We start from the raw sequence: 16,376 nt of genomic DNA, 5'->3' as shown, positions 1-16,376 counted from the left end.
AGAAGGGGTTAGGGGATGAGCGCAAACACAAAGTTTTTGCACCTGACGGGATGCTCCCCCAGTTTGTGCCTATTTCTCTGGCAATTATTGCTGCCAATAACGGAATCAAGCCAAAAAGTGACTAATCATTCAGATTTTTATTGACTATAAACTCACAATCATTCTTCAGGGGTTGCTACTGCATTCCCTAGTGATTCCAGCATTGACTCTGAAGAATTGGCTGGTATCGACTTTGTTATGCTCTTTATTTTAAAGTTTGATGGTTGTAGATGAACATAGGAATAATCCAGCCTTACAGTAACGGGTTTTTAGAAATTGTACCAGAAAGCGATTATTGGCAGATTGCAGCTATACACATCAATGGCCAAGCCTACTGCCCTACTCCTCGGCTTTATCGCTCAGAAAAAGTGGCATTAGGAAAAGCTACACAAATTTATGATTGGCTAACTGACCACGAAGCAGAAATTAGTGATGGGGTTTGCTACTGCTCTGAATTGAAACTCATCCTATGGCAGCAACCGAAAGTTAGTTGTTTCAATCCCTAATAGGGATTTTAGGTAATTGCAATCAGACCACAGGGGAGACTACAACCTTTTTTGATGTTTCAATCCCTAATAGGGATTTTAGGTAATTGCAATTGTGAGGCGCTCAAAATTTTGCTGGTGAATTGTTGCGTTTCAATCCCTAATAGGGATTTTAGGTAATTGCAATACAGTTAGTAAAACCGTGCGATCGCACTATCTTGGGTTTCAATCCCTAATAGGGATTTTAGGTAATTGCAATTTTTGACACCTGTACCATAAGTACCCTCATGAGGGAGTTTCAATCCCTAATAGGGATTTTAGGTAATTGCAATTTTTGTTCGTGAGTAGTCAGAATTTCGATTTCTGTTTCAATCCCTAATAGGGATTTTAGGTAATTGCAATTTGCTGAAGCGCGATATCAAATGGCCCAGCTAAAGTTTCAATCCCTAATAGGGATTTTAGGTAATTGCAATGAGTGCATTTCACATGAGGCGGTTCACATGGCGTTTCAATCCCTAATAGGGATTTTAGGTAATTGCAATTTGTGTGCCTTCTGCTTTGTTACAAACAGTCCGGGATGTTTCAATCCCTAATAGGGATTTTAGGTAATTGCAATTTGCTGGCGTATTGTTGAGGTGTAATGATTTGCTGTTTCAATCCCTAATAGGGATTTTAGGTAATTGCAATTTATATATCCGCTCCCTTCAAGGGTGATGCGAACTAAGTTTCAATCCCTAATAGGGATTTTAGGTAATTGCAATCCATTGCGGATTTTGTAGCGGCGGCGAAATGCTCCGTTTCAATCCCTAATAGGGATTTTAGGTAATTGCAATTCGTTACCACGCCTCCATTTCCCGGCAAAATTTGGGTTTCAATCCCTAATAGGGATTTTAGGTAATTGCAATCCGTTAACGCGCCCCCATTCCCCGGCGTGATTGGTGTTTCAATCCCTAATAGGGATTTTAGGTAATTGCAATCGCTGGCTTCTGAAAGTCTTGCTCTATTTGGTTTTCAAGGTTCGGTTGCGCGAATGCAGAAATCATAACACGAGGAGTTGTGATTTGGCTAGAGGCAAATGGCTGAAAACTTGTCCCCATAAGGTGCGCGGATGGTTTCAAAATGCTAACGTTCTCAAGTTCTTGCATACAAGGCAATTCAGCCATTTCTATAATCACTCCTTCTCGAACACCTACCCATCCGCGCATTCAGCGAAAAAACTAATCTGATGGGAAAGCTGCTTACTTATAAATATCCTACTTGATTAGATTAGCTGACTTCAGGGCGATGCCTGGGTTAGGCTACGCCTACGCAATACCAGCATCCTCATGACCAACCTTACTTAGGAACGTCTTCAAAGTCTGTTATTGCACAAGCAAACTCCGTAAAAGCTGTTTTAATCAAAACCTCTTTCGTTCCCCTTTCTAGGGAAGAATTGCGTATCAGGTCTGTTAATTCTATGAACAGCAGAGAAAACATAAAACGATCTTGGCGATCAACTTGTTTCAAGCAAGACGATATAAACTGATAAAGCTCTGTTTTTCTAGGTTTGGTTTGTTCTTCCCATATTTGTAACCCAAGCCGAAAAGTTCTCAAGCGGATTTCATTAGTGTTGAAAGACGCGTCTTTGTAGCGCACTGATACGCGTTGAGGTATTTCCATGAGTTTTAGCTATACATATTCGATGTAAAATAATTATTCACTTATATTTTTGCTCAACCGGAAAAATCTGATATTTTGCATTTGTCCACTGATTCAGCGATTAGAGGAATAGCGATCGCTAAAAATGTGGTTAAATGATGGTACTTTTGAGTAGCGATTGAGTAGTGTGATTGAAAAGCAAGGATGAAAGGGCTGTGTAAACAAGCTAGAAGCACATTAGTTTAGAATTACCGCCCAATTAAATAAAGGTGGATCAATTTTAGATTTTAGATTTTAGATTTATTCTCGCGTTTGAATTCCCTTGTTCTCAAACCCCCTTCTGAACTAAACCTGTAGTAAAATTGCCTCTTCCAATGTAAGATCCGTCACACGCAGTTGTCGGAATGTCGTTAACAGTGTCATAAAGAAAAGGTAAAGATTAACCTTTAGGGTATAACTTACCTTAGAGTTGCTTGCATCTCTAGCTTCGATGGATCACACTCATGACTGAACTGATACTACGCCTACAAGAGGGAGATAGCGAGACAACGATCGCAGTTGATCAAGATATATTCACAATTGGCCGTTTGCCGGAATGTAACCTGTACCTACCTTTTGCTGGAGTATCTCGCAACCATGCCCGCTTGGTGAAAACATCTAACGGTGTGTGGACTATTGAGGATGTGGGCAGCAAAAACGGGACGCAAGTAAATAAATATTTTGTTAAATTTGCCCAAGAACTACATCACGGCGATATCATTTGGCTGGGCAATGTTACCCTGGTAGTGCTGCTCACAACCCCTGTTTCGCACCCGACATCAGGGTATCCTGGAACTTCGGACATTAATGAACAAAGAACAATCCTTCATAATGTCGAACAATTACAACAGCAATGGATCGCAGCTGATAGCAAAGATGGCAATATCAATAATAAAGACAAAACCATTGCCCGTCTCAAAGACTTAGTGGACATAGCTAAAAATCTCTGTGCGGCGGCATCTATAGAAGAGATTTTTTCTCAAGTACAGCAAGTGGTTTTTCGTTACCTTGATAGTATCGATCGCTTGGCATTATTAATTGATCTTAATGGTTGCGGTCAATTAGAATTAGTCAACGCTGCCACTAGAAATGTTTCCCAACAAAAACATCTCCCCTCTGATGGAAGTTGGATTAGTCGTAGTATATGTCAAAAAGTATTTGACGAAAAAGTTGTCATTCAAACCGCCGATACCCAGCAGGATGAACGGTTTGCTAGTGAACAGAGTATTTTGGTCAAAGGCATTCGCAGCGCGATGGCAGTGCCTTTATGGGATGAAAATAAAGTTGTGGGCGTATTGTATGCTGATGGCAATTTTTCTTCTTACCATTGGGCAAATGAAGGCGAAGAAGAACTCAGCTTTTTTTCAGCTTTAGCAAACATTGTGGCTTCTAGCGTCCAGCGTTGGCTGCTGGTAGAGAAACTCAAAACTGAAGAAATGATTCGTCACCGACTAGAACGCTATCATTCTCCAGCAGTTGTGCAGCAGTTGATTTCTGTCGGTGCATTACCGGGTGGTCGTTTAGCTCCTACGGAGAGCGAAATCAGTATTTTGTTTGCAGATTTGGTGGGCTTTACAGCAATTTCTGAACGGTTAACACCAACTGCGATCGCTCAATTATTAAATAATTTATTTGAAGAAATGCTAAAAGAAATCTTTACTTGGGGCGGAACTTTAGATAAATATATTGGCGATTGTATTATGGCATTTTTTGGCGCTCCAGAACCGCAAGCAGATCACGCCGATCGCGCTGTGAATGCTGCCAAAGGAATGCTGACTCGTCTAGAACATCTTAATGCCAACGGTTTTTGGCACGAACCCCTGCAATTACGAATTGCGATTAATAGCGGTAAAGCTGTCGTGGGAGATGTCGGTAGTTCCCAAAGGGTAGATTATACTGCATTAGGCGCGACGATTAATCTTGCTGCTCGCATGGAAGCAGTTTGTCCCCCTAGTGAATGCGTAATTAGTAAAGCCACTCATAAAATGCTTTCACTCCCCTCAGACTTTGAGGAAATGGGAGATTATCGTTTCAAAGGTATTGAGCGATTAGTTAAGGTTTATCAGACAAAATTGCAGCCAATGCCAACAATTATTAATCCATTTATCGAGCAGAATAAAGGCGCTAGTCGTCAGAATTTAGAATGAATTGAGCTATTCTTCAATAATCTTTAGTTTGAGGATACAGCTTTCATGTCTAGATTTTCTAACTCACAGAATTTTAGATTTTAAATTTGGGATTGAAGATTCAAAATATAAATTTGGATTTTAAATTTTAGATTGTTTTGCGTCGCCTAAATGCTCTCTTGCAATCAAGGATTTTGGATTTTAGATTTGTTCTCGCGTTTAAATTCGCTTGAGTTCAGAGCTTTTTAAATTTTAGATTTGGAATTATTCAATCCAAAATCCAAAATTTAAAATCTAAAATTCTGTGACAGCTTGACTAATTTTGTTTGAATTAAGGAATACTGAGTATAAATGAAAGAGTTAGATTTTGCATTTGTGCAATCAGGATGAGTATGGCTGATTTATTCACTTTAAAAATTATTACTAAAGTATCCCAAATAATCCCCTTATTCACCGCAGTATTCAGTATTATTTTGGGATTTATGGTGATGCTTGCGTGGCATACTCACTTAAATGCCATAATTCAAGTCCTGCCAAATTCACCTCCTATGCGTTACAACACTGCTCTAGCCTTTTTCTTCAATGGCTGGGCATTGCTGACTCTGATCAAAAAATGGCGACGACTTGCAGCCGGATTGAGCTTAGTGGTTGCTCTGATTGGTGGCTTGACTTTGGCACAATATATCTTTGGGGTAGACTTTGGTATTGACCAACTTTTTATACACGACTACCTGACAAGCACTCATCTTACTTCTAGCGAAACCTTGGGGATCAATAAACCTGTCCACCAATTGCTGATTAAAGTTGGTACTCCCTTACCTGGTCGCCCTTCTCTGAATACAGCACTAGCTTTTACTCTATTGGGTATAGCATTGCTGTGCTTATCTCTAGCCAAGATGAGCAAGCGTTTATTAATTGTTGCTGGAGTGTTATCAGCAGCAGCGATCGCTATTGGATTTGTAGCATTATTCGGCTACGTTAGCGGTCTAGAAACAGCTTACAAATACAAAGGGGGATATCTAACAGGTGTAGCACTTCCCACAGGACTGGGCTTGCTGATGATTGGGGTTAGCGTCCAACTTTTGGCTTTTGAGCGAGTCGATCGCCTACCACAATGGTTTCCCCTGAGTATTGGTTTTGGGGTTTTGACTGCAAATCTATTACTCTGGCAAGCGATAAATAGTTGGAACAATATACTTGTTAAGCAGCTATCAAATACTAGCCCAAAAGTTCAATTGCTGCTATCTCCGGTGGCACAGCTAGTGCTGGTAGAAGGACTGTTTTTAACCTTGTTCGTGACGCTAGTTCTCTACTTTGCTCAACTTGCTCAAAAGCAAGCAGCCGAGTTGAAACTGACAAATTACGATTTGCTACAGTCTAACTCATTACTTCAAGCAACTCTAGAATCAACAGCTGATAGCATTTTGGTTTTGGATGCTCAGGGAAGAAAAATTAACTTCAATACTCAATTTCTTGAGATGTGGCAAATTACAGACTCAGTTCTGAAGGCGATGAGATGGGGACAGGATCAGCAAATATTGTTATTTATTGCCAGTCAACTGCAAGATTCAGAAGCGTTTTTGCAGATGACGAACCAAATGCTCAACCAGCCAGAACAGAAAACTTACGATGTTTGGGAATTAAAAGATGGGCGAATTTTTGAGTTATATACTCGTCCTCAGTGGATTAGCGATCGCCCCAACGGACGAGTTTTCAGCTTTCGGGATATCACTAAGCGGATTTCGGCAGAAGCCGCTCTCCAAAAAAGTGAAGAAAGGCTACAACTTGCACTGGAAGGTTCTGGCGATGGTTTGTGGGATTGGAAAATTCTGACTGGCGAAGTTTATTTTAGCCACCGTTGGCTGGAAATGCTCGGATACAGCGTCGGAGAACTCCCAAGTAATGTTAGCACTTGGGAACTGTTGATCCATCCAGAAGACCAGCCTTGGGTAATGGAAACCTTAAATGCTCATCTTCAAGACAGTTCGCAGAGTTATAACTTTGATTATCGAGTCCTGACTAAATCCGGCGAATGGAAATGGATTGCCAATTACGCTAAGGTTGTCACACGCGATGAAGATGGTAACCCACTGCGAATGACAGGGACTCATCGAGATATTAGCGATGTCTACAACGAGCTTCGCTTACGCAAACAAGCAGAAGAAGAACTCCGCTTTCTCAAAACAATCGCATTTGCGATCGCCGAGTCCCCAGATTTCAACTCGGCATTAGCACAAGTTTTGCAATTAGTCTGTCAAAGAACCGAATGGGACTATGGCGAAGCCTGGATTCCTTCTGCTAATAATCATGTTTTGCAATGTAGTTCAGCTTGGTACATCAATGAAGATAACTATGGGAATCATGCACGCCAAATCGATCAATTTCGGGCGGTGAGTGAAACATTTACCTTTGCTTTGGGTGTTGGTTTACCTGGAAGAGTCTGGGCTTCACAGCAACCAGAGTGGCATGAAGATGTTTCCCAACAACCAGAAACTATTTTCCTCCGTCAAGACACAGCTTTAAAAAATGATATCAAAGCTGGATTGGGAATTCCTGTGATTGCCAACCAGCAAGTTTTGGCAGTGCTAGTATTTTTTAAGTTGGCTATTGCCACTGAAGATAAGCAGATTGTAGAAAATATTGCAGCCATTGCTGCCCAATTGGGTTTATTGCTGCAACGTAAACAGATGGAAGAAGCACTTTTTTACGAAAAAGAATTAGCGCAAGTTACGTTACATTCCATTGGCGATGCGGTAATCACTACAAATGCAACTGGCAAAATTCAGTATTTCAACCCCGTTGCCGAAATGCTCACAGGTTGGAGTCACGAAGAGGTAAAAGGTTTACACCTAGCAGAAATCTTTAGAATTCTCCATGAAACTACCCGAGAACCAGCAGAAAATCCGGTAGATAAAGCTTTAAAATCAGGGGAGATCGTCGGTCTAGCAAATCACACAGTTTTAATTACCCGTGACGATCGCGAAATTGCTATTGATGACTCCGCAGCCCCAATTCGCGATCGCCACAATCAAATTGTCGGTGCAGTCATGGTGTTTCATGATGTTAGCCAAAACCGCAGCCTCTCCCGTCAACTTTCTTGGCAAGCAACCCACGATTTTTTAACAGGACTAGTCAATCGCTACGAATTTGAACAATGTCTAGAGCAAGCGGTGAGCAACGCCAAAACACAGAACCTAGAACACGCTTTGTGCTATTTAGATTTGGATCAATTCAAGATTGTTAACGATACTTGTGGTCATGCAGCCGGTGATGAACTTTTGCGGCAAGTCACAAGACTATTGCAAATTAATATCCGTCAAACAGACGTATTAGCTAGACTAGGCGGCGATGAATTTGGCGCACTGCTTTACCAATGTTCTCTAGAGCAAGCTATGCGAATTGCTAATAGTTGGCGCGAAACTATTCAAGAGTTTCGGTTTATTTGGCAAGACAATATTTTTTCGGTTGGAGCCAGTATTGGCTTAGTAGAAATTAACGCCAACAGTGAGAGCCAAGCCAGTCTGTTAAGCTATGCAGATGCTGCTTGTTATGCTGCTAAAAATAAGGGACGCAATCGCGTTCATGTTTTTCAGTTTGACGATGAAGAACTTTTACAACAGCGTGGAGAAATGCAGTGGGTTTCACGGATTACCAAGGCGCTAGCAGAAAATCGTTTATGCTTATATTCCCAAGCTATTGCAGCGATCGCTCCTACAGGAACACCAGAAACTCATTATGAAATCTTGCTGCGCCTCAGAGATGAGAAGGGAAATTTAGTTGCACCGATGGCATTTATTCCGGCAGCTGAACGTTACAACCTGATGCCGACAATCGATCGTTGGGTGATCAACACCCTGTTTAAGTCTTGGCCATTAACAGAACACAATAGTAAAACTATTTATGCCATCAATCTTTCAGGCACTAGTATCAACGACGATCAGTTTATTAACTTTTTGCGTGAGCAATTTGCATTGTATCAAGTTCCACCACAGTCAATTTGCTTTGAAATTACAGAAACCGTAGCGATCGCAAATTTAACAAAAGCCACTCAGTTTATTAGCGAACTTCAGCGCTGGGGCTGCCATTTTGCCTTAGATGATTTTGGCAGTGGTATGTCTTCTTTTGCCTATCTTAAAACCCTCCCAGTCAACTATTTGAAAATTGATGGCGGATTTATTAAGAACATTGTCGAGAATTCTGTGGATAATGCGATGGTGGAAGCGATTAACCGGATCGGGCATGTGATGGGGATAAAAACAATCGCTGAGTTTGTCGAAAATGATGCTATCTTACAACGACTCAAAGAACTTGGAGTCGATTACGCTCAAGGTTATGGAGTAGGTAAACCACTTCCCTTAATATTTACTTAAAGGCCATGGGGAATTACGAATTACGAATTACGAATTACGAATTACCTAACTGTGCCAGCTTGAAAAATTTGCTCTGCGGTCAAATTCAACTCTGGAAAAGTTGGCGACTCGATACGTTCATCTCCTCGAAATTTACTAACGCGATACTCCCCTTCTTCTAAACAGCAAACTAAAATAGTTGGTTGTTTAGGTTTGCCAATAAATTCCCTACCGCCCAATGCACCATAATCGACAATCCAGTATTCAGGAATTCCCATTTCTTCATAGTCAGCGTATTTTTTCAGATAATCATCACGCCAGTTTCTACTCACCCTTACGGGTTCGTCAGTTGCTTCAACGCGGGGAACCCGCGCAACGCACTGACTCACTACCTCAATTACTAAAGGAATTGATGCTGCTTGAGTAACAGTTTATTTTTTTTTCCACAATGGTTCATTAACTAAATTAGTAAGATTTAGGAGCAGCACATCTGGCGAGTAAGCTGATTCGTTTTCAAGTGGTTTAACTAATACTGTTTTTGGTATACCATACCGCAGACCAAGGCGACTATATTCTAAAGTGATTTTTGTAGATAAAAATACAATAATCTCTTCATGGTCGCCTGTTGGTTGGGGCATTTCTACTACAACTCCATCATATAGTTCGTAACGTTGTTCTGTGTTATCTGGATATTTAGCAACGAATTCATCGAATGTAACTACTTTGCCTAAGACTTGAGTCATAGCTTGATTCCTGAATTGTGCAAATTATAACAACTTTAGTTGTATTTAATCCATCAATATTAATACTGCTTGATTGGTATATTTTGTTTCAAAAAAATTGCAAAATTGTAATATTGAGCAGCTAATTCTTAGCTAAAAGACTAGAATTTGGGTAGTAGCTTCCTCATTTTATATGTATAACATTAGGAAGCCTACTTCAAGCTATTTTTTAATGGGAGGTCAGATAATGGCGATCGCTACCATTAATCCCGCCACTGGGGAAACGCTCAAAACCTTTGAGCCACTCAATGATGCAGAAATTATCGCTAAACTCGATTTAGCTAATCGGACTTTTGAAAAGTATCGTCAGACTAGTTTTTTGACGCGATCGCACGCTCTACAAAAGGCTGCTGATATTTTAGAGCAAGACAAAGCAGAATTTGCTAAGTTAATGACTCTAGAAATGGGTAAGCCATTTAAAGCGGCGATCGCGGAAGTCGAAAAATGCGCCGTCGTTTGTCGCTACTATGCCGAACACGCCCCTAATTTTTTAGCTGATGTCAGTATAAAAACGGATGCCAGCGAGAGTTTTATCCGTTATCAACCAATGGGTGCGATTCTCGCCGTGATGCCGTGGAATTTCCCCTTTTGGCAAGTTTTCCGTTTTGCTGCACCAGCGCTAATGGCGGGGAATGTCGGCTTACTCAAACACGCTTCCAATGTGCCACAGTGCGCCTTGGCAATTGAAGATATTATCCGCCGCGCAGGTTTTCCTGAAGGTGCGTTTCAAACTCTATTAATAGGCGCTGCTAAAGTTGCCGATTTAATGGCTGATGACCGCGTAAAAGCTGCTACATTGACCGGAAGCGAACCAGCAGGTGCATCACTCGCCGTCGCCGCCGGCAAACAAATCAAAAAAACCGTTTTGGAATTAGGAGGAAGTGACCCGTTTATTGTTTTAGAGAGTGCTGACTTAGAGACAGCAGTTGTCACAGCTACTACAGCGCGGATGTTGAATAACGGGCAATCATGTATTGCAGCAAAACGTTTTATTATCGCAGAAGCGATCGCAGACAAATTTGAAAAATTACTTTTAGAAAAATTTGAGGCGTTGAAAGTAGGCGATCCCATGCAACCAGATACCGATTTAGGCCCACTTGCAACTCCTGGTATTCTCCAGGATTTAGATCAACAAGTGCAAAATGCTATCAGCAGTGGTGGTAAAGTCCTGACTGGTGGACATTCTTTATCAGATCGTCCTGGAAACTTTTATCCACCAACGATTATCATAGATATCCCACCTGATACAGCAATTGCCAAAGAAGAATTCTTTGGCCCAGTAGCCTTGTTATTCCGGGTTCCTGATATCGATGCTGCCATTAAACTCGCTAATGACTCACCCTTTGGCTTAGGTGCAAGTGCTTGGACAACCAACAACCAAGAGAGCGATCGCTTGGTTGAAGAAATCGAAGCAGGTGCCGTCTTTATCAACAGTATGGTCAAATCTGATCCCCGATTGCCCTTTGGTGGCATCAAGCGTTCTGGATATGGCAGAGAATTGAGTATCCAGGGTATACATGAGTTTGTCAATGTTAAAACAGTGTGGGTTAAATGATCAAAAGTTAGGAGGGAGGAGGGAGGAGGGAGGAGTTAGGAGTTAGGAGTTAGGAGTTAGGAGTTAGGAGGGAGGAGGGAGGAGTTAGGAGTTAGGAGTTAGGAGTTAGGAGTTAGGAGTTAGGAGTCAATAGTTAGGAAATAAAATGAATACAGCAGAATTATTGGTGCAGTGCTTAGAAAATGAAGGAGTGCAATATATTTTTGGACTCCCTGGCGAAGAAAACCTGCACGTTTTGGAAGCGTTAAAACATTCTTCGATTAAATTTATTACGACTCGTCATGAACAGGGTGCAGCCTTCATGGCCGATGTCTACGGACGCTTAACCGGAAAAGCCGGAGTCTGTCTTTCTACTCTTGGGCCTGGGGCAACCAATTTGATGACTGGGGTAGCAGATGCTAACCTCGATGGTGCGCCTTTAGTGGCGATTACGGGTCAAGTGGGAACAGATAGAATGCACATCGAATCCCATCAATATTTAGATTTGGTGGCAATGTTTGCACCTGTTACCAAGTGGAATAAGCAGATTGTGCGACCGAGTATTACACCAGAAGTAGTACGGAAAGCATTTAAGCGATCGCAATCAGAAAAACCTGGTGCAGTTCACATCGATTTGCCAGAAAATATTGCTGCTATGCCCGTCGAAGGCAAACCTTTGCGTAAGGATAATAGCGAAAAAACTTATGCCTCTTTTGCTAGCATTCGGGCAGCCGCCGCCGCAATTTGCCAAGCAGTTAACCCATTAATCTTAGTCGGAAATGGGGCAATTCGCGCTCAAGCAAGTGATGCCGTAACGCAATTTGCCACCTTACTAAATATACCTGTTGCTAATACTTTCATGGGTAAAGGCGTTATTCCCTATACACATCAATTAGCTTTGTGGTCAGTGGGATTACAGCAAAGAGACTTTATTACCTGTGGTTTTGATAATACAGATTTAGTAATTGCGATCGGCTATGATTTGATTGAGTTTTCCCCCAAAAAATGGAATCGTAATGGTGAAATTCCGATTGTGCATATTGGGGTAAGTCCAGCAGAAATTGATAGTAGTTATATTCCTAACGCCGAAGTCGTGGGAGATATTTCAGATTCCCTCTATGAAATTTTAAAATTAGCAGACCGACAAGGTAAACCCGATCCTTTTGCTATTAGCTTAAGATCAGAGATTCGGGCTGATTACGAACAGTATGCCCATGATGACGGATTTCCGATTAAGCCGCAAAAGTTAATTTATGACTTACGGCAAGTAATGGGGCCAGATGATATCGTCATCTCAGATGTTGGCGCACATAAGATGTGGATGGCCCGTCATTATCATTGCCATAGCCCCAATACTTGCATAATTTCCAACGGCTTCGCGGCTATGGGTATTGCCATTCCTGGTGCTTTAGCAGCAAAACTTGTTCATCCCAAGCGCAAAGTCGTTGCTGTAACAGGCGATGGCGGCTTTATGATGAATTCTCAAGAATTAGAAACAGCCTTGCGTGTCGGTACACCCTTTGTCACCATAATTTTCAATGATGGTGGCTATGGGTTAATTGAGTGGAAACAAGAAAATCAATTTGGCAAAGGAAACTCATCTTTTGTGCATTTTAACAATCCTGATTTTGTTAAATTTGCCGAAAGCATGGGTTTAAAAGGTTACCGAGTTGAATCGGCTTTAGATTTAATTCCCACTTTGAAAGAAGCCCTCGCTCAAGATGTACCCGCAGTGATAGATTGTCCCGTAGACTACCGCGAGAATCACCGTTTTAGTCAAAAAGCCGGCGAGTTGACTTGTACGTTGTAAAAAGTAGAGACGCTACTCGTCGCGTCTGTACAAGAGTTAGGAGTTATTTATCAGCACTTACGCAAAAACTCTCTCAAACTCTTATTCCTCTGTGTTCTCTGCGTCCTCTGCGGTTCGTTTTTTGGTCATTTTGCGTAAGTCCTAATTTATTCCTAACTCCTGATTAATTTCTAAGTAAGTGGGCGCAAATAATCATCACTGGTTCGTAGTTGCGTTTTAGCGCTAAAGCGCAACTACGAGCCAAATACAAAGATTTTACTTTTCGTCACATAGTTTGGTTTTATCTTGTCTACCTACTTACTTCTTTAGTTTGGTGTTTGAGTGATTGTGGATTTCTCATTTAGCGATCAATGTGTTGAATCATATAACTTTAATTTGTCTCAAAATTGCTGTACACAATGGGCTGTTACCATCTAAAAAACCATTGATTGCCGTAAAGTGGTTTTTATCAGGCTGTGGTAAGTATTCACCAGCCAATCCTTTTTTCTTCCATACAGCTAGAAAATCTTGAGACTGTCGTTTAAATTCTGAAGTTTCTTGCTCGCCATAGGTTACAAGTATAGAGCCAGCTTTTTCGGGAATATGACGGATAGGACTATTGCGAAGAACTTCAGCCCAGGTAAGTTGTATCTTGGGTTGTAACCAGGTGTAGGGAAACGGCATTAAATCAAATAAACCGCTAATAGCACAACCACCTTTAATGATATCATCTGGTAGTCCATAGTCATTTTCCCAGTCTGTAGCCATAAGCATAGCAGTTAAATGACCACCGGCTGAGTGGCCAGATACATAGATCCGATTGGGGTCTGCACCGAAGTTTTCGGCATGATGATAAATCCAGGCAATAGCTGAACGATTTTGGCCAACAATCTCCTCAATGGTAACTTTGGGACACAAGCCATAGTTGACCAGTACGACTGTAACATTCGCAGCTACCAGACCTTGGGCGACAAAGCTAAAGTCTTTACTGCTACTCATCATCCAATAGCCACCGTGGATAAATATCAAAATTGGTGCTTGTGGTTGGGCTGCGGGGAAAATATCTAGGTGTTCGACTAGGGTAGGGCCAAAAGGAACACTCAAATGGCAGCGGAGTTTTTCACGTACTTTAGCACTGTTTGTGGCATAAAAATTCATATACGCAGGTATATCAAGACCTAGCTCGCCAAGATTATACTGAGAATCTAACTCGGCTTGAGTTTGAAAATTGCGGTACAGCATTGAAGTTTTCTACTTTAGCGCAAGTGGTTTTAATAGACTTACATTTTGTACCTGTAATGAATAAAGCGCAAATAGGCAAATTGAGGTACCGCATCTGAATGGGAACCGCTATAGTTAATGCCCGCACAGCTAGGTTAGCAATATTAAAAATGCTATCTTAAAGCCAAAGGTCATTTGCTCAATTTTTGAGGAAAAAACTATGACTACAGCGCTCATAGAGGCTAATTCTATCGAGTCATTGCTAGGTAAAGAGGCTGAAGACCTGCTTACCTACAAAGCAAAAGTTCCTACTGATTTACTACATTTACCGGGGCCAGACTTTGTAGATCGGATCTGGCTCAACAGCGATCGCAACCCGCAAGTATTGCGTAATCTCCAGTTACTTTACTCTACTGGTCGTTTGGCATATACTGGTTATCTGTCTATTCTACCGGTAGACCAAGGCATTGAACACTCAGCAGGTGCGTCTTTTGCGCCTAATCCGATTTACTTTGACCCAGAAAATATTGTTAGGCTAGCGATCGCCGCAGGTTGCAATGCGGTTGCTACCACTTTGGGAACATTAGGTATCGTTTCGCGCAAGTATGCCCACAAAATCCCCTTTATTGCCAAAATCAATCACAACGAATTACTGACTTTCCCCAATCAATTTGACCAGGTATTGTTTGCTGATGTCGAACAAGCTTGGAATTTAGGGGCCGCCGCTGTAGGTGCGACAATTTACTTTGGTTCAGACCAGTCTACCAGACAAATTCAGGAAATCAGCAAAGCTTTTAAACGCGCCCATGAACTGGGGATGGTGACAATTCTCTGGTGCTATCTGCGGAATAACGCTTTTAAACAAGATAAAGATTACCACCTTGCGGCTGACCTCACCGGACAGGCGAATCATTTGGGTGTAACCATTGAAGCCGACATTATTAAACAAAAGTTACCAGAAAATAATAATGGTTACGGTGCAATTGCCAAAGCTACTGGTAAGAGTTATGGCAAAACCGATGAGCGGGTTTATACAGAATTGACAACTGACCACCCAATTGATTTAACTCGTTACCAGGTGCTAAATTGCTACTCTGGGCGGGTGGGGCTGATTAATTCTGGTGGTGCGACTGGTAAAAATGACTTCGCAGAAGCAGTTCGCACGGCTGTAATTAACAAACGCGCTGGTGGTTCGGGATTAATTTCTGGGCGAAAGACCTTCCAGCGTCCCTTTGAGGAAGGTGTAAAACTGTTTCATACGATTCAGGATGTTTATTTGTCGCCGGATGTGACGATAGCTTAGGGAGTGGGGAGTTAGGAGTTAGGAGTTAGGAGTTAGGAGTTAGGAGTTGGGAGTTGGGAGTTGGGAGTTGGGAGTTGGGAGTTGGGAGTTGGGAGTTGGGAGTTGGGAGTTGGGAGTTAAGTAGGTCGGCGAGAAAAAACCAAACTATGTAACGAAAAGTAAAATCTCTGTATTTGGCTCGTAGTTGCGCTTTAGCGCTAAAGCGCAACTACAAACCAGTGATGATTATTTGGGACGACTTACTTATAACAATTCTTTCCCGATTCCCGATTCCCAATTCCCAATTCCCCATTTTTATCTAATGTTTCTCAGTAAGAAATCTGGTTGACCACAACTTTTTCGCGATCGCTTCAAAATCTCGGCGCTACAAATACCAGGTTGACCGTCTTTGGAATAACAAAAGAAGACTTCTTGCAAAAATCTTCCTGAACCAGAACAAAAAGGGGCTATACCATCAGGAGTAATTTGATTATTTGCACTCACAAATGAATTTTTAAAATTTGTAATTGTGGTACGCAAGGGTTTGTTAGGACGATTATAAGCTGCGGGAATAGCGATCGCATCTTTTAACTTTTTACTCAATGCCAAGTATTCCTCTGGAGTTTTCCCCGAACAAGTTCCATGTTTTTCCCATTCATGATCGTAAAGTTTATTACTAGGATACAAATTGGGAAATTGTCGCTTTACTTCCGACGGTAATTTTTCTGTGGAACAATTAGCAGGATAACCAGCTTGGTATTGTGGCCACAAACCATGTAATACAAAACCAAGTTTCTTTCCAGAACCACACTGTTGCTGGTCACGGCTACCATTTGCTGCACAATAATCCGGCGACCAAGAAAGTGTCAATACATAAAAATCAAATTTACCCGGAGTACCGCGATTTTGAGCAATGGCAGGATTCGTGATAAAAAGACCTGTAATTAACAGAGAAGATGGGATGAGAAGTTTCTTCAACAGCATATAAATAGTTGGTTTTTCCTAGAAATAAGCCGAATACAGACCTAACAAAAACAGCCTCTTAAGAGCTAGCGTTGGGGAGTAAGATTCTATAGAAGAGAGGTGAAAGTA

The 16,376-nt window shown here is 41.6% G+C and carries 8 protein-coding genes, 2 pseudogenes and 1 CRISPR repeat array; of the genes and pseudogenes, 6 read left to right on the top strand and 4 right to left on the bottom strand.

What is annotated here, in order from left to right; genetic code table 11:
• Window positions 1-269: 269 nt before the first annotated feature.
• A pseudogene (locus V7K73_RS25590) lies at window positions 270-530 on the top strand (hypothetical protein); the annotation flags it as partial.
• Window position 531: 1 nt separating this feature from the next.
• Window positions 532-1,501: a CRISPR direct-repeat array (repeat unit 37 nt; unit sequence GTTTCAATCCCTAATAGGGATTTTAGGTAATTGCAAT).
• 358 nt (window positions 1,502-1,859) lie between these two features.
• Here the strand turns inward: V7K73_RS25590 and V7K73_RS25585 are convergent.
• On the bottom strand, window positions 1,860-2,183 hold the full coding sequence (locus V7K73_RS25585; protein WP_334884233.1) for a hypothetical protein: 324 nt from the start codon (window positions 2,181-2,183) through the stop codon (window positions 1,860-1,862).
• 482 nt (window positions 2,184-2,665) lie between these two features.
• On the opposite strand from V7K73_RS25585, the gene V7K73_RS25580 reads away from it, so the two are divergent.
• Both V7K73_RS25580 and V7K73_RS25575 read left to right on the top strand, forming a co-directional pair.
• The gene (locus V7K73_RS25580) at window positions 2,666-4,348 is read left to right on the top strand and encodes an adenylate/guanylate cyclase domain-containing protein (protein ID WP_334884231.1); all 1,683 of its coding nucleotides are present in this window, start codon (window positions 2,666-2,668) and stop codon (window positions 4,346-4,348) included.
• Between the two features lie 371 nt (window positions 4,349-4,719).
• Window positions 4,720-8,697: an EAL domain-containing protein gene (locus V7K73_RS25575; protein ID WP_334884229.1), complete on the top strand. Its 3,978-nt coding sequence runs from the start codon at window positions 4,720-4,722 to the stop codon at window positions 8,695-8,697.
• A gap of 41 nt (window positions 8,698-8,738) precedes the next feature.
• Here V7K73_RS25575 and V7K73_RS25570 read toward each other — a convergent pair.
• A pseudogene (locus V7K73_RS25570) lies at window positions 8,739-9,419 on the bottom strand (Uma2 family endonuclease).
• 226 nt (window positions 9,420-9,645) lie between these two features.
• Here V7K73_RS25570 and V7K73_RS25565 point away from each other — a divergent pair.
• Both V7K73_RS25565 and V7K73_RS25560 read left to right on the top strand, forming a co-directional pair.
• Window positions 9,646-11,013, top strand: coding sequence for an NAD-dependent succinate-semialdehyde dehydrogenase (locus V7K73_RS25565; RefSeq protein ID WP_334884267.1), 1,368 nt, complete (start codon window positions 9,646-9,648; stop codon window positions 11,011-11,013).
• Between the two features lie 145 nt (window positions 11,014-11,158).
• Window positions 11,159-12,802 (top strand): acetolactate synthase large subunit, encoded by a 1,644-nt coding sequence (locus tag V7K73_RS25560; RefSeq protein WP_334884227.1) that lies wholly within the window; start codon window positions 11,159-11,161, stop codon window positions 12,800-12,802.
• Window positions 12,803-13,162: 360 nt separating this feature from the next.
• On the opposite strand, the gene V7K73_RS25555 is transcribed toward V7K73_RS25560, so the two are convergent.
• The gene (locus V7K73_RS25555) at window positions 13,163-14,023 is read right to left on the bottom strand and encodes an alpha/beta hydrolase (RefSeq protein ID WP_334884225.1); all 861 of its coding nucleotides are present in this window, start codon (window positions 14,021-14,023) and stop codon (window positions 13,163-13,165) included.
• Between the two features lie 199 nt (window positions 14,024-14,222).
• On the opposite strand from V7K73_RS25555, the gene V7K73_RS25550 reads away from it, so the two are divergent.
• Complete coding sequence (locus V7K73_RS25550) at window positions 14,223-15,305, top strand: class I fructose-bisphosphate aldolase (RefSeq protein WP_334884223.1); 1,083 nt, start codon at window positions 14,223-14,225, stop codon at window positions 15,303-15,305.
• 294 nt (window positions 15,306-15,599) lie between these two features.
• On the opposite strand, the gene V7K73_RS25545 is transcribed toward V7K73_RS25550, so the two are convergent.
• The gene (locus V7K73_RS25545; RefSeq protein WP_334884221.1) at window positions 15,600-16,268 is read right to left on the bottom strand and encodes a ribonuclease T2 family protein; all 669 of its coding nucleotides are present in this window, start codon (window positions 16,266-16,268) and stop codon (window positions 15,600-15,602) included.
• Window positions 16,269-16,376 lie beyond the last annotated feature (108 nt).

This window comes from Nostoc sp. (assembly GCF_036916975.1).
In the GTDB taxonomy this organism is placed as follows: Bacteria; Cyanobacteriota; Cyanobacteriia; order Cyanobacteriales; family Nostocaceae; genus Nostoc.
This window is presented reverse-complemented; position numbering and strand designations above follow the sequence as displayed.